The 18814-nt window shown below is 67.6% G+C and carries 18 protein-coding genes and 1 pseudogene; 11 read left to right on the top strand and 8 right to left on the bottom strand.

Translation table 11 applies throughout. The features are described from left to right. Positions 1-47 precede the first annotated feature (47 nt). Positions 48-590: a peroxiredoxin gene (locus Q8R27_RS00760; protein ID WP_305697212.1), complete on the top strand. Its 543-nt coding sequence runs from the start codon at positions 48-50 to the stop codon at positions 588-590. Positions 591-722: 132 nt separating this feature from the next. Here Q8R27_RS00760 and Q8R27_RS00755 read toward each other — a convergent pair whose 3' ends face one another. Next, complete coding sequence (locus tag Q8R27_RS00755; protein ID WP_305697211.1) at positions 723-1301, bottom strand: DUF2059 domain-containing protein; 579 nt, start codon at positions 1299-1301, stop codon at positions 723-725. A gap of 277 nt (positions 1302-1578) precedes the next feature. Here Q8R27_RS00755 and rpsF point away from each other — a divergent pair, with 277 nt between their 5' ends. The 5 genes from rpsF (at position 1579) to Q8R27_RS00730 (ending at position 7036) form a co-directional block, all read left to right on the top strand. Beyond that, positions 1579-1956, top strand: coding sequence for a 30S ribosomal protein S6 (gene rpsF / locus Q8R27_RS00750; protein WP_305697210.1), 378 nt, complete (start codon positions 1579-1581; stop codon positions 1954-1956). Next, the gene (rpsR, locus tag Q8R27_RS00745; RefSeq protein WP_305597086.1) at positions 1956-2228 is read left to right on the top strand and encodes a 30S ribosomal protein S18; all 273 of its coding nucleotides are present in this window, start codon (positions 1956-1958) and stop codon (positions 2226-2228) included. Before rpsF ends, rpsR begins: the two co-directional genes overlap by 1 nt. 13 nt (positions 2229-2241) lie before the next feature. Beyond that, the gene (rplI, locus tag Q8R27_RS00740; protein ID WP_305597084.1) at positions 2242-2826 is read left to right on the top strand and encodes a 50S ribosomal protein L9; all 585 of its coding nucleotides are present in this window, start codon (positions 2242-2244) and stop codon (positions 2824-2826) included. A gap of 159 nt (positions 2827-2985) precedes the next feature. Further along, the gene (locus Q8R27_RS00735; RefSeq protein WP_305697209.1) at positions 2986-5412 is read left to right on the top strand and encodes a TonB-dependent siderophore receptor; all 2427 of its coding nucleotides are present in this window, start codon (positions 2986-2988) and stop codon (positions 5410-5412) included. Positions 5413-5545: 133 nt separating this feature from the next. Beyond that, positions 5546-7036 (top strand): replicative DNA helicase, encoded by a 1491-nt coding sequence (locus Q8R27_RS00730; protein WP_305697208.1) that lies wholly within the window; start codon positions 5546-5548, stop codon positions 7034-7036. 12 nt (positions 7037-7048) lie between these two features. Here Q8R27_RS00730 and Q8R27_RS00725 read toward each other — a convergent pair whose 3' ends face one another. Next, positions 7049-8254 (bottom strand): Yip1 family protein, encoded by a 1206-nt coding sequence (locus Q8R27_RS00725; RefSeq protein ID WP_305697207.1) that lies wholly within the window; start codon positions 8252-8254, stop codon positions 7049-7051. Between the two features lie 139 nt (positions 8255-8393). Here Q8R27_RS00725 and radA point away from each other — a divergent pair, with 139 nt between their 5' ends. The 5 genes from radA to Q8R27_RS00700 are packed head-to-tail and all read left to right on the top strand — an operon-like array spanning position 8394 to position 13638. Next, a complete protein-coding gene (radA, locus tag Q8R27_RS00720) occupies positions 8394-9764 on the top strand; it encodes a DNA repair protein RadA (RefSeq protein ID WP_305697206.1) in 1371 nt (456 codons plus the stop codon). Then, a complete protein-coding gene (locus Q8R27_RS00715) occupies positions 9765-10373 on the top strand; it encodes a CvpA family protein (protein WP_305697205.1) in 609 nt (202 codons plus the stop codon). Then, positions 10370-11860, top strand: coding sequence for an amidophosphoribosyltransferase (gene purF / locus Q8R27_RS00710; RefSeq protein WP_305697204.1), 1491 nt, complete (start codon positions 10370-10372; stop codon positions 11858-11860). Before Q8R27_RS00715 ends, purF begins: the two co-directional genes overlap by 4 nt. Positions 11861-11873: 13 nt before the next feature. Then, positions 11874-12860 (top strand): bile acid:sodium symporter family protein, encoded by a 987-nt coding sequence (locus tag Q8R27_RS00705; protein WP_305697203.1) that lies wholly within the window; start codon positions 11874-11876, stop codon positions 12858-12860. Between the two features lie 10 nt (positions 12861-12870). Continuing rightward, entirely contained in the window at positions 12871-13638 is a 768-nt protein-coding gene (locus Q8R27_RS00700; RefSeq protein ID WP_305697202.1) for an SDR family NAD(P)-dependent oxidoreductase, read from the top strand. Position 13639: 1 nt separating this feature from the next. Here the strand turns inward: Q8R27_RS00700 and der are convergent, their stop codons facing one another. The 6 genes and pseudogenes from der to Q8R27_RS00670 all read right to left on the bottom strand — a co-directional run. Continuing rightward, complete coding sequence (der, locus tag Q8R27_RS00695) at positions 13640-15190, bottom strand: ribosome biogenesis GTPase Der (RefSeq protein WP_305697201.1); 1551 nt, start codon at positions 15188-15190, stop codon at positions 13640-13642. Positions 15191-15193: 3 nt separating this feature from the next. Next, positions 15194-16591, bottom strand: a complete 1398-nt coding sequence (locus Q8R27_RS00690; protein ID WP_305697200.1) for a PQQ-like beta-propeller repeat protein — start codon at positions 16589-16591, stop codon at positions 15194-15196. Beyond that, a complete protein-coding gene (locus Q8R27_RS00685; RefSeq protein WP_305697199.1) occupies positions 16588-17364 on the bottom strand; it encodes a tetratricopeptide repeat protein in 777 nt (258 codons plus the stop codon). The genes Q8R27_RS00690 and Q8R27_RS00685 overlap by 4 nt, the downstream gene beginning before the upstream one ends. A gap of 124 nt (positions 17365-17488) precedes the next feature. Continuing rightward, entirely contained in the window at positions 17489-18316 is an 828-nt protein-coding gene (gene panB / locus Q8R27_RS00680) for a 3-methyl-2-oxobutanoate hydroxymethyltransferase (RefSeq protein WP_305697198.1), read from the bottom strand. A gap of 2 nt (positions 18317-18318) precedes the next feature. Then, positions 18319-18699, bottom strand: coding sequence for a hypothetical protein (locus Q8R27_RS00675; RefSeq protein ID WP_305300309.1), 381 nt, complete (start codon positions 18697-18699; stop codon positions 18319-18321). Beyond that, positions 18692-18814, bottom strand: a pseudogene (locus Q8R27_RS00670) (RNA polymerase subunit sigma-70); the annotation flags it as partial. The gene Q8R27_RS00675 and the pseudogene Q8R27_RS00670, both read right to left, overlap by 8 nt.

The raw sequence follows: 18814 nt of genomic DNA, 5'->3' as shown, positions 1-18814 counted from the left end.
CCAGGACGTCGGGCGCATACTGGACGAAAGCCTTCCGGGAGAAGTCCATGAAACGCCTCGCCGTCGCCGCCGCCCTGGCGGCCCTCGCCGTCTCGCCCGCCTTCGCGGCGCTCAAGGCCGGCGCAAAAGCCCCCGATTTCAGCGCGCCCGCCTACCTGGCCGGCGAGCCGTTCACCTACAAGCTGTCGGACGCCCTGAAGAAGGGTCCGGTGGTGCTGTATTTCTTCCCGGCCGCGCACACCAAGGGCTGCAACCTCGAGGCGCACCTGTTCTCGGAAGCCGCCGGCGAGTTTAAGGCGCAAGGCGCCTCGATCGTCGGCGTCACCGCCGGCAAGGTCGACGAACTGGCGGACTTCTCGAAGGAGACTGAGCACTGCGGCGGCAAGTTCCCGGTCGCCGCCGACGTCGGCCTGAAGGTCGCCAACAGCTACGACGCGGCGCTCGGCCCCATGGCGCCGATCTCCAGCCGCACGTCCTACGTGATCGCCCCCAATGGCACGGTGCTGCACGCCTATTCGGCGATGTCCCCCGACAAGCACGTCGAAGAGACCCTCGCCGCCGTCAAGGAATGGCGCGCGAAGAAGAAGTAGGCGCGCGCCCTCTGCTCCACACCCGCTCACCCCGGCGAAAGCCGGGGCCCATGCTGATCTACGATTTGCATGCGGATCGTCCGCTTGGGTCCCGACTTTCGTCGGGAGGAGCGGCGATGGCTGACGCTGACTCTATGAATCGCCGGCGGCGGCGGTCTTCGGGGCGCAGGTGAGGCGCGCGCACAGGCGCGTCTCCATGTCCGCCTTCATGGTCGGCATGAGTTCCTTCATCGCCGGCGCCATCTTGGCCGAGAAGGCCGGCGACTTGGCGACCAGCGCCTGGCCGGTCGGGCTTTCGTAGAACGTCACCAGATCCTCCAGCTCCTTCTCGGTGAAGGTGGTGGCGAAGATCGGCGTCAGCCTGTCCATCATCCGCGTGACCATCGCCTGGCTGGATTCTCCGGCCACCTCGACGATCGCCTGGCGTTGGGTTGGAGTCATGGCGGGGTTGGCCTTGGCCATCCGCTCGACCACCACCGGGGCCATGGCGCGGATCGTCGCGTGCATGGTGCGATCCATGTGCATGGCCAGGAAGTAGCGCCGGGTGAGGTCTAAAGAACGTGCGCTGGGCTGAGCCTGAACGGCCGTGGCGCTCGCATCTACGCCCGGCGCCTTGGCCGCCGTCGTCTCACCCGCAAGGCTGGGCGCCGCCGCGTAGAGGATCGTTCCCATGGCGGCCGTCGCCAGGCCGATCCGCGCTCGTCTCAGCATCCGATTCCCCGAGTGTGCCGATTTGGGATAACTGCGCCACCTCGCCGTGCCTTGGCAAGCCCGAAGCGTTGCAAAGCTTGTAGGCGCCCTGGACTTGCTCGCGACTTGCCCTGAGGGCGCTTTTCCCGTAATGCCCCGCCTCTTCAATGGATGGCGGTCTCGTCACGGAACACCAATGGGTCGGGACCATCCCGACCGCCGCGACAATGAGATCCATCGCAACCGACGGTCCTTCCGCCGTCGCGCGCGCCGCTCTCCGTATGGGAAGAAGGAACATATGGCGTTCTACGAACACGTGGTCATTTCGCGGCAGGATATCTCGCCGCAACAGGCCGAAGCGCTCAACGACACGATGAAGGGCTTGATCGAGCAAGGCGGCGGATCCGTCGCCAAGATCGAGTACTGGGGCCTGCGCAACCTCCCCTACCGCATCAAGAAGAACCGCAAGGGCCACTACTCGCTGCTGGCCATCGACGCGCCGTCCGACGCCGTCAAGGAGATGGAGCGTCAGCTCTCGCTCAATGAAGACGTGCTGCGCTTCATGACCGTGCGCGTCGAAGAGCTCGACCTGGAGCTCTCGCCCGTGCTGGCGCGCCGCGATCGTGATCGCGAACGCCGCAGCGACGACTTCCCCGCCAAAGACGGAGGCTTCTGATGACCGACGAAACCGTCACCACCGCGGCGCCCGGCGCCTCGACCAGCGCCCGTCGCCCGTTCTTTCGCCGCCGCAAGGTGTGCCCGTTCTCCGGCGCCAACGCCCCGAAGATCGACTACAAGGACGTGAAGCTCCTGCAGCGTTACGTCTCCGAGCGCGGCAAGATCGTGCCGTCGCGCATCACCGCGGTCTCCGCCAAGAAGCAACGTGAGCTGGCCAAGGCCATCAAACGCGCCCGCTTCCTGGCGTTGCTCCCCTATGTCGTGAAGTAAGGGAGCGACCCCGATGAAAGTCATTCTGCTCGAACGCGTCGAAGGCTGGGGCAGCCTCGGCGACATCGTCACCGTCAAGGACGGTTACGCCCGCAACTACCTGCTGCCCCGCGCCAAGGCCCTGCGCGCCAACAACGCCAGCCTGAAGGCGTTCGAAGCCCAGCGCGCCGAGATCGAGGCGCGCAACGCCAAGGCCCGTGAGGCCGCCGGCAAGAGCGGCGAGAAGCTGGACGGGTCGTCCTACATCCTGATCCGTCAGGCGGGCGAAAGCGGCCAGCTCTACGGTTCGGTCGCCGCCCGCGACGTCGTCGACGCGATCACCGCTGAAGGCGGCCGGGTCGAGCGCTCGCTCGTGGTGCTCGACAAGCCGATCAAGACCCTGGGCATGCACGAGGTGAAGATCCGTCTGCACCCCGAAGTGACCGTCACGGTGACGCTCAACATCGCGCGCTCCGCCGATGAAGCCGAGCGTCAGGCCCGCGGTGAGAACATCATCAGCTCGCAGTTCGAGGAAGACCGCCTGTCCGCGGAAGAAGCGGCGGCTGATCTTCTCGACGGCGGCGCAGGCTCCCAGGCCGGCGACTACGACGAACACTAGATCTGGCTATAGCCAAGCTTACAGGCGGCGCGGGTCACAAGATCCGCGCCGTTTTTGTATTCGCTGTTGCAAATACGTTACGCCGCACTGCAGCAATGTAACCTAAATATGTCACCAACGGCCGCTGGACTCCCCTCACGCGGCTTTTGGGATCCATCCATGCATCATCGTGCAGCATTATTCGCCGCGGCCTCTGTCGCGGCTCTCTGGGCTGGCTCGGTCTCCGCTCAACCGGTGGCCGCTGAAAGCGAAGTCGAGGAAATCGTCGTAACCGGCACCCGCGTCGCCGGTCGCTCGCGCCTCGAGACCCTGGCCCCCGTCGACGTATTGGGCACCGACCAGCTGCAGCGCCAAGGTAATGGCGCAGAACTCGCCCAGGCTCTCGCCAACCTGACGCCGGCGCTCGACTTCCCGCGCCCGGCGATCTCCGACGGCACCGACAGCGTGCGCCCGGCCGTCCTGCGCGGACTTCAACCTGACCAGACCCTGGTGCTGGTCAATGGCATGCGCGGCCACACCTCGGCGCTGATCAACGTCAACACGAGCATCGGTCGCGGCGCGGCCGCCTTCGACCTCAACACCATCCCGACCGTGGCGCTCTCCCAGGTGGAAGTGTTGCGCGACGGCGCGGCCGCCCAGTACGGATCCGACGCCATCGCCGGCGTGATCAACCTGCGCCTGCGTGAAGCCCGCACCGGCGGCGGCGCGACCCTGAGCTACGGCCTCTACAACACCACCTTCAAGACCTCGCGCGGCAAACGCGACGCCTCCGACGGCCTCACTGAGTCGGTGTCCGCCTGGCAGGGCCTGCCGCTGGGCGAAGACGGCTTCCTGACGATCTCCGGCGAGTATCTGCTGCGCCACCCGACCAACCGCTCGGACTTCAGCAATCCCGCCGCCCTGCCGCTGCTGGCCGGCAACGTCATCGGCCGCTACGGCGATCCGAAGGTCGATAGCTACGCGATCTACGCCAACGCCGGCCTGCCGCTGAACGACGTCTGGGAGCTGTACGGCTACGGCGGCTACCAGCACCGGGACTCGACCTCGGGGGCGACCGCGCGGCCCTACACCGACGCCACGCGCAACATCATCGCGGTCTATCCGCTGGGCTATCTGCCGAAGATCAACGCCAAGCTCGAGGACTACAACGTCCAGGGCGGCGTGCGTGGCGAACTGGCCGGCTTCAAGGTCGACCTGGGGACCAACTACGGCAAGAACGAGATCGAGTACCGCACCGTCGACACCATCAACACGTCGCTGGGCGCAACCTCTCCGACGAGCTTCTACTCGGGCAAGCTCAGCTATGACCAGTGGCTGGTGAACCTGAACGTTTCCAAGCCCTTCGAGGTCGGGCTTATCAGCCCGCTGAACACCGCCTTCGGCCTCGAATACCGCCGCGAGTCGTTCCAGATCGGCGCTGGCGAGGTCAATTCCTATATCTTCGGTCCCGACAAGACCAAGGCGCCTGGCGCGCAGGGATTCCCGGGCTTCAAGCCCGTCAACGTCACCGACGTCGACCGCAACAACTGGAGCGCCTACGTCGACCTGGAAGGCAAGCTGACCGAGGCCTTCGGCTTCGACGTGGCGGCCCGCTACGAGGACTATTCGGACTTCGGCTCCAAGGCGACCGGCAAGCTTTCGGCCCGCTACGACTTCACGCCTGAGTTCGCCCTGCGCGGCTCTGTATCCAGCGGCTTCAAGGCCCCGGCCCTGCAGCAGCAGTACTTCACCTACAACGCCACCAACAACACCCTGGTGAACGGCACCTTCCAACTGGTCGAAGTCGGCACGCTGCCGGTATCCAGCCCGATCGCCCGGGCCCTGGGCGCCAAGCCTCTGCAGCCGGAAACCGCGATCAACTACTCGGTTGGCGCGGTCTATCGCGCGGGCGCCTTCGAGCTGACGATCGACGCCTACCAGATCGACCTCGAGAACCGCATCGTGCTGTCGGAGAACCTGCCCAATGCCGGCACGCCCGCCGCCACCGCCGCGGCCATCGCCGCGATCCTGGCGCCGGAGGGCCTGACCGCCGCGCGCTTCTTCATCAACGGCGTCGATTCCACCACCAAGGGCATCGACGTGGTTGCGCGCTACAAGATGGATCTCGGCGAAAGCCGCCTCGACCTCACGGCCGCGGCGAACTTCAACGACACGGAGATCACCAAGACCCCGCCCCTGCCGGCCGTCGCCGCCCTGCCCACGACGACCGTTCTGTTCGACCGCCAGGCGCGGCTGACCTTCGAACAGGGTACGCCGGAGCGCAAGATCGTGCTCTCGGCCGACTGGACGCTGGCTGACTTCGGTCTGAACGCCAAGATCACCAACTACGACAGCGTGCTGCTGCCGCAGAACGCGTTGGGATCGGACCAGAACACCGGCGACGCCACGCTGGTGGATCTCGAGGCGCGATACACCTTCCCGATGGGCGTCGGCATCGCGCTGGGGGCCAACAACGTCCTCGACGAATACCCGGTCTATACGCCGGGCTCGATCAACGGCGCGACGGGCTCGATCGGCTTCCCCGCCTACTCGCCGTTCGGCTTCAACGGCCGCTTCCTGTATGGGCGCGTGACCTACAACTGGTAAGGCTGGAGCGGCGCGGAAGGTTCTTCCTTTCGCGCCGCCGCCCTGCGGCGGATCGTCCACAGGCCGTGGAGTCATGTGGGTGAATCCACATGCCGCATCGCGCGGGCGCGCTTCCTAAACTATCAGTAACCAAATGGCGATCGTCCCTGCCCTAGACCTGCGTCCTGTCCGCAACGAGCCGACGATCGCGCACGTGCCGGCCAACCTGGAGGCCGAGCAGGCGCTGCTGGGCGTGCTGCTGTACGACAACGCCGCCTTCGAGCGGATCGGCGACTTCCTGCAGGCTGCGCACTTTTACGAGCCGCTGCATCAGCGGCTGTTCACCGCCATCGCCACCTACATCCGCAAGGGTCAGCTCGCCGAGCCGATCCTGATGGTCGAGCAGTTCTCGCGCGATCCCGCGTTCGAGGAGATGGGCGGCGTGCGTTATCTGGCGGACCTGGTGGACCGCGCGCCCCCGTCGGCCAACGCGCCCGACTACGCCCGTGTGGTCTATGACGCAGCGTTGCGCCGCGACCTGATCCGTATCGGCGGCGAGATCGCCGCCGACGCCGCCCACGCAGACGCGGATCGTTCGGCCCGCGACCAGATCGAATCCGCCGAGCAGCAACTGTTCCAGTTGGCCGAGACCGGCGGCGTGAGCCAGGGCTTCGTCCCGTTCGCCGACGCCCTGCGCGGCGCCGTCGCAATGGCGGCGGAGGCCCATAGTCGCGACGGCGGCCTGGCCGGCGTCTCCACCGGCCTGATCGACCTCGACCAGAAGATCGGCGGGCTGCACCCCTCCGACCTGGTGATCCTCGCCGCACGTCCCTCCATGGGGAAATCGTCGCTGGCCTGTAACATCGCCTTCGACGTCGCCCGCAACTACGCCTGGGAGCCGCAGCCGGACGGGTCACGCAAGACCGTCTCCGGCGGGGTGGTGGCGTTCTTCTCCCTGGAAATGGCGGCCGAGCAGTTGGCCATGCGCCTGCTGGCGGAAGTCTCGGGCGTCTCCGGCGACAGGCTGCGCAAGGGCGAGATCGACGCCTCGGAATTCGGCCGCGTACGTGACGCCTCTATCGAGATCCAGGACGCGCCGCTCTACATCGACGCCACCGGCGGCATCAGCATGTCGAAGCTGGCCGCCCGCGCGCGGCGGCTGAAGCGCATGGTCGGGCTCGACCTGCTGATCGTCGACTACCTGCAACTGATCACCGCCGGCGAGGGCAGCCGCTCTGACAACCGGGTGCAGGAGGTCAGCATGATCACCCAGGGCCTGAAGGCTCTGGCCAAGGAGCTGTCGATCCCGGTGATCGCCCTGTCGCAGCTATCGCGCCAGGTGGAGAATCGCGAGGACAAGAAGCCTCAGCTCTCCGACCTGCGAGAATCCGGCTCGATCGAGCAGGACGCGGACATGGTCATGTTCATCTACCGCGAGAGCTACTACCTGAGCCGGCTGGAGCCGCGCGAGGGCACCGAAGAGCACTTCAAGTGGCAAGAGCAGATGGACCAGGTCCGGGGCCTGGCCGAGGTGATCATCGGTAAACAACGCCACGGCCCGATCGGCAACGTCAGGCTGTCGTTCAACGAGGACATCACCAAATTCGGCAATCTCGCCCGCGACGGTCGCTACGATCCACGCTGAGCGGTCCGCGCTCTACCCCTTCGGCGACAGTTTCTCCAGCCGACCGGGGCCCACCGCGGCCACCGCGGACTTGAGCTCGTCGACGGAGGCCTTTTCGCCTTCAGCCTGGATCATGAAGCGGTCGCCGGCGAACACGCTGTATTCGCCGTGGCCGGAGTTGCGGTCGTATTGCTCGATGGTCGTGCGCCCGTCGACCTTGCCCATCTTCTCATAGCGGCCGTTCTCCTCGCTGGAGGAGTGCACGTTGAACGCGCCCGCCATGGCCGCCAGCGCACCGGCCGCACCCATGTCGGTGACGGTCACGGTGATCTGGGCGTCGCCCTTCTTGTAGAGCGCCTTGGCCGACGAGGTGGTCATCCCGCCCGCCCCGCCGCTGGCCGATGAGCTGGATTCCAGCGCGTAGCCGGCGACCGACGCCGGCAGGAAGCCTTTCAGCACGCCCGGGTCCGCCATGGCGACGCTCGCGCCACCCTCGGCGCCGGACTGCATCTGCTTGGCGGCGGCCTCCATCTGTTTCGATGCGGCTTCGAGCTTACCCAGGTCAACCGAGCCGCCGCCAGGCGTCGTCAACACACCCGTTCCGGCATTTCTGGACATGGCGCCGGCCGCGCCACCGCCGGCCATGTTCATCGCCGCACCGGCGACCGACATCACGACAACATTGACGACCGCGGCGACAATCAGAATCAGAACTGTGTATGGCAGCGCCTTGTCATCCGGCGTTTTCATCAGGATGGGCAGGCCTTTATACAGCAGGAAGAGACTGTACAGAGCACCGGGTATCACCAGAATGCCGAGCGCCGGCAGCAATTGGAACACCCCGCTGATCCACGCGGCCACCGACGCATAGGCTACAAGCTTGAAAGCCTGGACCTGGTTCTTGGCGCCGCCGAAAGTCGGAGCGAGCGCATCGATGACCAGGGCGGTGACGAAGACGCCTCCCAGGCTGAGCGCGTATTGCACGATCGCGCTGGTCAGGGCGCTGGGGATCGAGGGCTTGTAGCTGAAGCCCATGACGCTGACGCCGAACACCACCATGCCAATGAACCCGCAGACGGCGGGGATCGCGGCCAGCGGGATTACCCAGCTCTTGTAGAGGCCGCCGACAGTCGCCGGTTCGACGTCGATTACCTGCCAGGTCGCCGTCGGCTGAGTGAGTAGGCTCTTGATCCGCGCGATCAGGTTCCCACCTGTCGATCCCGGTTCCACGACGCTCATTGCGGCCTCTCCTGCATCGATTGAAGCCCAAAGCCTAGCTGAACCGCGCCGGCTGCGACAGGGCGCCGTCCTTCCCCTCGCAGACGAGGGCTTCGGACGCCGTTACAGTGGGCGTTCACTTGCGAATCAGGGAGAGCACATGGCCCGTGACGGCGCCGTCTACGTCTGCCAGTCCTGCGGCGCGAGCCAGGCCAAGTGGTCGGGCCAGTGCCCGGCCTGCAATGCCTGGAACAGCCTCGTCGAGGAGACGCAAGGACGCCCGCCCGGCGCGCTGACGCCCAGCCGCGCGACCCGCGTGCGCGGCCTGGCCTTCGAGACGCTGGACCATGACGCCGCGCCGGCCAAACGGATCGCCACGGGCGTAGAGGAGTTCGATCGCGTGTGCGGCGGCGGCGTGGTGCCCGGTTCTGCGATCTTGCTGGGCGGCGACCCGGGCGTCGGCAAGTCCACCCTGTTGTTGCAGGTCGCGGCAGAGGCGTCCCGGCGCGGCGCGAAGTGCGCCTACATCTCCGGCGAAGAGGCTGTAGAGCAGGTCCGCGCCCGCGCCCATCGCATGGGCCTGGCCGATGCGCCGGTGAAGCTGGCCGCCGAGACCTCACTGCGCGAGATTCTCGACGGATTGAAGCGCGAGCATTTCGATCTGGTGGTCATCGATTCGATCCAGACCATGTGGAGCGACGCCCACGAGGCGGGTCCGGGCTCCGTGACCCAGGTGCGCGCCGCGGCCGGCGAACTGGTCAGGCTGGCCAAGAAGCGCGGGGTCGCGGTGATCCTCGTCGGTCACGTCACCAAGGAAGGGACGATCGCCGGCCCTCGGGTGATCGAGCACATGGTCGATGCGGTGCTGTCGTTTGAAGGCGAGCGTGGCTACCCATTCCGCGTGCTGCGCGGCGCCAAGAACCGTTTTGGCGCCACCGACGAGATCGGCGTCTTCGAGATGGGCGAATCGGGACTCGCCGAAGTGGCCAATCCATCGGCCCTGTTCCTCAACACGTCCGGAGAGCGCGCGGCGGGAGCAGCCGTATTCGCCGGCGTCGAGGGATCGCGCCCGGTGCTGGTGGAGTTCCAGGCCCTGGTGGCCCCCACCTCCTACGGCACCCCGCGCCGCGCGGTGGTCGGATGGGACTCAGGGCGACTGGCCATGGTGCTGGCGGTGCTGGAGGCCCGTTGCGGCCTTGGTTTCGGCACGCGCGATGTCTATCTCAACGTCGCCGGAGGGATGCGCATCAGTGAACCTGCGGCCGATCTCGCCGCCGCGGCCGCACTGGCCTCATCGGCGCTGGAACAGGCCCTGCCGCAGGACTGCGTGGTGTTCGGCGAGATCAGCCTGTCGGGCGACGTACGCCCGGTGAGCCGCATGGAGACTCGGCTCAAGGAGGCGGCCAAGCTGGGCTTTCGCCGCGCGCTCGCGCCGTCCGACATCGAAGCCAGCGGCGTGCTGGCGGTGAGCGGCGCGGCGCGTCTCGCCGACGCCATCCGCCGGATCGGCGACAACGACTGGAAGGGTTGAGTGACGCAGTTCGACTACATCGTGCTGGGCGTGTTGCTGATCTCGGCGATCGTCGGGTTTGTGCGCGGCGCCGCGCACGAGATGGTCACGGTGCTCGCGTTCGTCGCCGCCGCCGTGGTGGCGCTGTTCGGCCTGCGCTTCACCGGTCCGATCGCCCGCGCGGCGATCAATCCGGACTGGGCGGGCGACGTCGCCGCGGTGCTGGCCACCTTCGTGGTGGTCTACATCGTCCTGCGGCTGTTCGGCGCAAGCCTCGCGCGACGCATCAAGGGCGCCGAAGTCCTTGGCATGCTCGATCGCTCGGTGGGGCTGGGGTTCGGCCTGGTCCGGGCCCTGGTGGTGCTGGGCGCGTTCAATCTGTTCTTCAACGCCGCCACCCCGCCGGAGCGGGTGCCGCGGTGGATCTCGGGGGCGACGCTGTATCCGCTGACCACCGCCGCCGGCCGAGTGCTCATTACCTTTGCACCGAAGGGACGCGATCTCGCAGGGCGGCTGAAACCGGCGTTCGACGACGCGGTCAGCGACGGGACGCGTGACACGCCCGCACGCGAAGGCTACGACGCGCGCGAACGCGGCGATATCGACGACTTGGTGGAAAAAGCCCGATGAGCGGAACCCACGATCGACAATCGGCCCCGCAGCGTGATCCCGACGATGACTCCCCCCGGCTTGAATGCGGGGTTTTCGGCATCTTCGGCCTGGACGGCGCGGCGGCGACCACCGCGCTCGGCCTCCACGCCCTGCAGCATCGCGGGCAGGAAGCCTGCGGCATCGCCACGTTCGACGGCCAACGCTTCCACGCCGAACGTCACATGGGTTACGTCGGCGATGCGTTCGCCGGCTCCGACCTGACCGAGCGCCTGCCGGGCCATTCGGCAATCGGCCACACGCGCTACTCCACCGCGGGCGGCAGCTTCCTCCGGAACATCCAGCCGATGTTCGCCGACATGGAGGCGGGCGGCGTCGCCCTCGCCCACAACGGCAACCTGACCAATTTCCTCACCCTGCGCGAACAGCTCGTTGCGGAAGGCGCGATCTTCCAGTCCACCTCGGACAGCGAGGTGATCCTGCACCTGATGGCGCGCTCGCGTCGCGCCAAGGTGGTCGACCGCTTCATTGATGCGCTCAGCCGCATCGAAGGCGGCTATGCCTTGGTGGCGCTGACCAACAAGAAGCTGATCGGCGTGCGCGATCCGCTGGGCATCCGGCCGTTGGTGTTGGGCGACCTCGACGGCCAAGCGGTGCTGGCTTCCGAGACTTGCGCCTTAGACATGATCGGCGCCCGCTTCGTGCGCGACGTGGAGCATGGCGAGATGGTGGTCATCTCCCATGACGGCGTCGAGAGCCTGCGCCCCTTCCCCGCCGCCCGCGCGCGGCCCTGCATCTTCGAATATGTCTACTTCGCCCGCCCAGACAGCGTGGTGAACGGCCGCTCGGTCTATGAGGTGCGCAAACGCATGGGTCGCCGGCTGGCCCAGGAAAGCTCGCCGATGATCGACGTGGTGGTCCCGGTGCCGGACAGCGGCGTGCCCGCTGCTCTGGGCTACGCCCAGGAGACCGGCGTCCCGTTCGAGATGGGGATCATTCGCAACCACTATGTCGGCCGCACCTTCATCCAGCCGACGCAGGGCGCGCGCGAGACCGGCGTGCGGATGAAACTGTCGCCCAACCGTTCGGTGCTGGCGGGCAAGCGGGTGATGCTGATCGACGATTCCATCGTCCGCGGCACCAACTCCGTGCGCGTCGTGCGCATGGTGCGCGAAGCCGGCGCCGCCGAGGTCCACCTGCGCTCGGCCTCGCCGCCGATCATGTGGCCGGACTTCTACGGCATCGACATGCCCGATCGCGACAAGCTGATCGCCGCCAACAAGACAACCGAGGAGATCGCCAAGATCCTCGAGGTCGACAGCATGGGCTACCTGTCGGTCGACGGCCTCTACTGGGCGATGGACTCGGCGCCGCGCGATCCGCTGAACCCCCAGTTCACCGACCACTACTTCACCGGCGACTATCCGACCCGGTTGCTGGACCGCGAGATCGCCGAGGGGCGCAACGAGCTCGCCGAGCGCCAGCTCTCGTTCCTCGTCGACGCCTGAGCCAGCACCCCGGGTGAAGGCGCTGCTCGCCCGGCTGAAGCCGGACCTCTATCTGACCCTGATCGTGTTCATGGTCGTGCTGGCCTCGATCGCGCCGGCGCGCGGCGAAGCGGCCGTCCTGTTGCAATGGGCGACGCGGATCGCCATCGGCTTCGTGTTCTTCTTCCACGGCGCCAGGCTGGCCAGCGAGGAAGTGCGTCGCGGCCTTACCCACTGGCGGCTGCATCTGCTGGTCCTGGCCTCGACCTTCGCGCTCTTCCCGCTGCTGGGACTGGCGCTGGCCGCCGCGCCCGCCTGGCTGACGCCGCCGGCCCTGGCGCCGGGCGTCATCCTGCTGTGTTGCCTGCCCTCCACCGTGCAGTCGTCGATCGCCTTCACCTCGATCGCACGAGGCGACGTCGCCGCCGCCGTCGCCGCGGCGACCGCTTCCAACATCCTGGGCGTGCTGATCACCCCGTTGCTGGTCGGCCTTACCCTGCACGCCTATGGGGGCGCGCTGACCTGGACGTCCATCCAGGCCGTCGTCCTGCAGTTGCTGGTCCCGTTCATCGCCGGCCAGGCGCTGCGTCGCTGGATCGGAGGTTGGGTGAAGGCGCGCGCCAAGGTCCTGTCGTGGACCGACCGCGGCTCGATCCTGCTTGTGGTCTATAGCGCCTTCAGCGCCGCCGTGGTCGGCGGCCTGTGGGACAAGGTGAGCGCCGCCGATCTCGCCCGCCTGCTGGCGCTCTGCTGCCTTTTGCTAGGCTTGGTGCTGACCGCCACCACAATCGCGGCGCGTACGCTCGGCTTCAACAAGGCCGACGAGATCGCCATCGTCTTCTGCGGCTCCAAGAAGAGCCTGGCGAGCGGCGTACCAATGGCCAGCGTGCTGTTTCCCGCCGCCATGGTCGGCCCCTTGCTGTTGCCGCTGATGCTGTTCCATCAGATCCAGCTGATGGTCTGCGCGGTGATGGCCCAGGCCTACGCCAAGCGGCGCGACACGCCGGCGCAGAGCGGTTAGAAGGCGCGCCATGTCAGACGCCCCTTCCCCCGCCCGCCCGCTCGCCGGCCGCATCGCCCTGGTCACCGGCGCCAGCCGCGGCATCGGCCATGCCGCCGCCATAGCTCTGGCCCAGGCCGGCGCCCACGTCGTCGCCGTCGCCCGCACCCAGGGCGGGCTGGAGGCGCTGGATGACCAAATCCGCAACGTCAGCGGCGAATCGGCCACCCTCGTGCCGCTCGACATCACCGATGGCGACGCCCTCGACGCGCTCGGCCTGGCGATCCACCAGCGGTTCGGCCACATCGACGTGCTGGTGCACGCCGCGGCGACGCTAGGGCCGATGACCCCGGTGTCGCACATCGAACCATCACATTGGGAGCGGGTGATGGCGGTGAACCTGACCGCTACATACCGATTGATCCGCACCACCGAGCGGCTGCTGCGCGCCGCCGACGCCGCGCGCGCGATCTTCTTCACCACGGGGCGCGTGGCCAGGCCCAAAGCCTTCTGGGGTCCCTACGGGGCCAGCAAGTCCGGCATGGAGGCGATCGTGCGCACCTGGGCCGACGAGCTGGAGCAGACATCCGTGCGCGCCGTGCTGCTCGATCCGGGCGTCATGCGCACCAAGATGCGCGCCGAGGCGATGCCGGGCGAAGACCCCCTGACCCTGCCCGAACCCTCCGAAATCGGCCCGCTGATCGTCGAGCTCGCCCAGCTTGACCTCGGCCTGCCGAAACAGCCGGTGCTGTTCACGGACTGGCGCGCCGCAGGCCGCGTGGTTTCGGCGGCGGGCTGATCTAGCGTTTCGGCTTCTGGCCGGGCGGCCCCCGCCTGGGGTGCGCTGGCTTTGGGCGACTGGGTGGTTTGGCGCGCGCCGCCGCGGCCTTGGTCAACTTCGGCTTCGCCCCAACCGGCTTGCCGGGTTTAGCGGTCTTTCCTGAGGTCGACACCGCGTGGCCGCGGGTCTTGGCGCCGGTGGGCGGCCCGCCGAGGCGGCGCGGCGGAGCCTGCGGCTCGCCTTCCGCAAATGGGTTCTTGCCAGACTTGACGCTGAGGCGGATCGGCACGCCAGGCAGCTCGAAGCTCTCGCGCAGCGAATTGACCAGATAGCGGCGGTAGCTGTCCGGAAGCTGGTCGGCGCGGCTGGCGAACAGCACGAATGTCGGCGGACGCGCCTTGGTCTGAGCCATGTACTTGGGCTTGATGCGATGGCCGCCCACGGCGGGCGGCGGGTGGCGCGCCACGGCCATCGACAGCCAGTCGTTCAGGTCGCGGGTCTTCACCTTGGTCGACCAGTGCTCGTGGACGCTGAACACCGCCGGCATCAGCCGATCGAGCCGCCAGCCGGTCTCTGCCGACAATGCGATGATCGGCGTGCCCTTGAGCTGGGGAAGCTGGGTCTGCGCCTCCTCGATGATCTCATTCAGCCGCGCCTGCGGATCCTCGACGAGGTCCCACTTGGCCAGCACGAACACCAAGCCGCGCCCTTCGCGCTCGACGAGGTCGGCGATCTGCAGGTCCTGCACCTCGAAGGGGTGGGTCGCGTCCATCACCAGGATGACAATCTCAGCGAAGGTGATCGAACGGATGGTGTCCTGGGTGGAGAGCTTCTCGAGCTTCTCCTGGACCTTGGCCTTGCGGCGCAGGCCGGCGGTGTCGACCAGGCGAATGGCGCGGTCGTCCCAGGTCCAGTCCACGGGGATCGCGTCGCGGGTGATGCCAGCCTCAGGGCCAGTCAGCAGGCGCTCCTCGCCGATCAGCTTGTTGACCAGGGTCGACTTACCGGCGTTTGGGCGACCGACGATGGCGATGCGGACTGGCTTCTCGCCGTCATCCTCCTCCTCGCCGTCGTCGATGGGGGCCACGTCCAGGAGCGCGGCGTAGAGCTCGGCCATCCCCTCGCCGTGTTCTGCGGAGGTCTCAATCGGCTCGCCGAGACCAAGCGAGAAGGCCTCGAGGAACCCAGATTCGCCAGCCTTGCCCTCGGCCTTGTTGGCCACCAGCACCACAGGCTTCCCGCGTTTTCGCAGGATCTCAGCGAACACCTCATCCAGCGGGGTCACGCCTTCGCGCGCGTCAATGACGAACAGCGAGACGTCGGCGTCGTCGATGGCCTGTTCGGTCTGGGCGCGCATGCGCGCCTCGAGGCTCTCGTCGGTGACGTCCTCGAAGCCGGCCGTGTCGATCAGCTCCAGGTCCAGGTCGCCCAGGCGGCCGTCGGCGAACTTGCGATCGCGGGTGACGCCTGGGAGGTCGTCGACGATGGCCAGCTTGCGCCCGGCCAGCCGATTGAACAGCGTGGACTTGCCGACGTTGGGACGACCGACGATGGCGAGCCGCAGCGTCATGGCCTAGCGCAGCGCGATCAGTTGCGCCTTGTCGGTGACGACGTAGATCGTGCCGCCCATGGCGATCGGGCCGATCAGGGTCGAGGCGCCGAGGTTGACCTTGCGCTCCACAGCCCCGGTCTTGGCGTTCAGCGAGACCAGTTGGCCGGTGCTGTCGGCGAGGATCAGGCGGTTGTTGGCGAGGATCGGGCTGGACCACACCGGCCGGGTGACGACCGAGCCCACGCCCAGGAATCCGCCCTGCTTGCGCGTCTTGCGGCCCGCGTTCAGGTCCTGGATCCAGTAGACCTGTCCGCTTTCGCGCGCCACGCAGACCACCTGGCCGGTCTTGCTGACCGCAAACACCACATCGCCGGCGGGCCATGGCGTGGTGACACCCACCATCGGCAGGCTCCAGCGCGCCTGGCCGGTGCGAAGGTCGGTGGCGGCGAACACGCCCGAGTGGCTGACCGCGAAGACGTCGCCCTGGTAGATCACCGGGCGGCCGGGAATGTCGCGGATTTCCGACAGCGCGCTGGTGCGGCTGGCGCGCGACAGCGCCTCGTTCCACAGATCGTTGCCGTTGGCCGCGCGCAACGCCACCAGCTCGCCCGAGCTGAACGAGGCGATCACCGTGTCGCCCGACACCGCCGGGCTGGAAGCCGCCAGGATGCGCGCCGGTTCCGACAGCGCCTGATAGGTCCAGCCCGCCTCCCCGGTCGCTGCGTCATAGGTGGCGAGCGTGTTGTCGATCGCCACCACCATCACCCGCCCGGCGGAGACCGTAGGCGCTGCGTGGATTGGCTGCTCGGTGCGGGTGCGCCAGCCCAGCGCGCCAGTGCCGGCGTCGAGCTGGGCCACGAACTGGTAGCCGGAGGAGACGTAGAGCTTGCCGTCGGCGTAGGCGACGCCGCCGCCGAAGGCTTCCTTGTCTCGCTTGTTGTCGTTGGGGCGCAGATTGACGCTCCACACCTCGGCGCCGCTCTGGGCGTCGTGGGCGGAGACCCTCGCCTCGCCGTCCATGACGAACACCTTGCCGGCCGCCGCGACCGGCGGCGCGGTCACGTGCTTGCCGCGGTCGGAGCCTTCGCCGAAGCCGCGACGCCAGGCGATCGACAGGTTCGGCGCAGCGTCGACGTGCTCAACCGACTGTTCCGGCGTGCCGCCGGGCAGCGGCCACTCGGCGACCGTCGTCGGCGCCGGCAGGAAGAAGTCGGCGCCCTTCAGCGCTTCGGCCGGCTCCAGCGTCTGGTCGGCCGCGACGATCGAGATCCGCGTGCCCTCGGCGACGGAATCCGCCTTGTCCTTCGGGGCGAAGGGATTGAGCTTGCCGATCGTCGAACAGCCGCTCAGGGCCAGGGCCGCGACGCAGACGGCGGCGATCGCACGGGGTCGGCGCGTGGCGCCCTGCATAAGGATCATTGCGAGGCGGAACCTGGTTGCTGTGGCGCGACGGGCGCGGCCAGGCCGGGGATCTGGGCCCCCGGCGGAAGTTGAACGGGCGGCGGCAACGCCATGGCGGCCTTCACCGCCGCGGGCACCACCTTGGCGGATCCAGAGTCGATCAGGCTTTGCGCCGCTTCGGCGCGCGCCTTCATGCCGCTGGAGGCTTCGGTCATCAGGCGCAGCACCGCGAAGTCGCTGCGCGCGCCCGCCAGGTCTCCAGCCATCAGCTTTGCGAAGGCCAGGGCTTCGCGCGCTTCGACGCGATAGGGGCGGCCGTCTTGGGTCAACGGCGTCAGACGCGCCTCCATGTCCTTGTAGGGGGCGGAATCCAGCAAGGCGAAGGCGGATTTGAGGCGCGCCACGTCGCCGATCACCGGATTGGGCGCGGCGTCGGCGGCTTGATCGAAGAGTTTGACGGCTTCGGCGACCTTGCCTTGCGACAGGCGGATGGCGCCCTGCTGTTGCAGCGCCAGCGAGCGATAGCTCTTGGGCGACAGCTTGGCCACCTCACCCCACAGCCGATCGGCCTTGTCGACCTGGCCGGCCTCGAACTCGGTCAGGGCCTGGGCGTACTCTTCCGAGGCCTTGGCCGTCTCGCGGGCGTGGTATTCGCGCCAGCCCCACACCGCCAGGGCGGCGATCGCGGCGGCCAGCAGCAGGCCCAGCACCCAAGGCAGGGATTTGAACGCAAGCTGCTTGTAGCGGTCGGAGCGAAGCTGCTCTTCGACCTCTTCGAACAGATCGACCACGAATGGGGACTCCGCGCTCAAGCGACTGGGATAGAAGGCCGGGAACCTATAGCGCTGCGGCCTGCGCCGCAACGCCGTGCGGACAGCGCTTTTCGGCTGCCGACCAAGGGGTGAAAACTGGCTCTTATCCCGCCTTGGCGAAGTAGATTTCGGCGGGCCCGGGGAAACGGCGCGCACGGACGTCGGCGGCGTATTCGCCGACCGCCCGGCCGATCTCTCCGCGCAGGTCGGCATACCGGCGCACGAATTTCGGCGTCCAGTCGAACAGGCCCAGCATGTCGTCGGTGACCAGCACCTGCCCGTCGCAGCCGGCCGACGCGCCGATGCCGACGGTCGGCACCGGAACCAGGGCGGTGATCTCCTGGGCGAGCCCTTCGGCGACGCCTTCGACGACGATCGAGAACACGCCGGCCTGCGCCGTCGCATGAGCGTCGGCGAGGATGCGGTCATGCTCGCCCGCCGTCTTGCCCTTGGCCTTGAAGCCGCCGTCCACCAGCACCGCCTGCGGGCGCAGGCCCACGTGGCCCATCACCGGGACGCCGCGCTGGGTGAGATAGGCGATGTTCTCGGCCACCTCGACACCGGCCTCGACCTTCACCGCCTGGGCGCCAGTCTCCTTGAGGATCCGCACGGCGTTGGCGTAGGCCGCTTCGCGCGAGCCTTCGTAGCTGCCGAACGGCATGTCGACGACGACCATCGCCCGCTTGGAGCCGCGCATCACCGCCTGGCCGTGCAGGATCATCATCTCGAGCGTGACCCCGACCGTATTGGGCAGGCCGTGCACCACCATGCCGACGGAATCGCCGACCAGCAGCAGATCGCAATGCTCGTCCAGAATCTCGGCGACCGGCGCGGTATAGGCGGTCAGGCAAACGATAGGGACGCCGCCCTTACGCGCGGCGATATCCGGCGCAGAAATGCGCTTCACAGTTTCCTGACGCTGAGCCGACATGGCTAGAACTCCTCGAGAACACGGGTAACGACGAAGCCAATGGCCAACACGGCCATGCCTCCGGCGATCCATACCACGGATGACCCCGCCGGCAGCGCCGACAACACTTCCAGCCGCGGCGTCCACTGCGAAAATCCAGCCTCGATCAGCCGGGTCGAGCCTTGCGAGGCGGTTTCGACCCGTTCGACGAAGTTGGACATGATCAGTTGGCTGGCGCCGACCACCCCGCCGACCAGCCCGGCCGCGCCAATGATCCAGCGGCGCAGCGTCCAGCCGCGATCCAGCTTCTGTTCGACCGAAACGGCGAACGCCTTCTCATCGGAGAAGGCCGGCGGTTCATTGAAAAGACGTTCGAGTCGGCGCTCGAATTCGAGCTCAGCCATTGTCGCGCCTACCTTCCAGTGCGGCGTCAGCGGGCGGCGCCAGTCGCGCTCTGAGCTTCTCCACACCACGTTTGACATGGGATTTGACCGTTCCAAGCGGCAGATTCAAGGCGTC

It is taken from the genome of Phenylobacterium sp., from assembly GCF_030697305.1.
Taxonomy (GTDB): domain Bacteria; phylum Pseudomonadota; class Alphaproteobacteria; order Caulobacterales; family Caulobacteraceae; genus Phenylobacterium.
The sequence above is the reverse complement of the archived record's forward strand: the minus strand, read 5'-3'. Positions and strand labels throughout refer to the sequence as shown.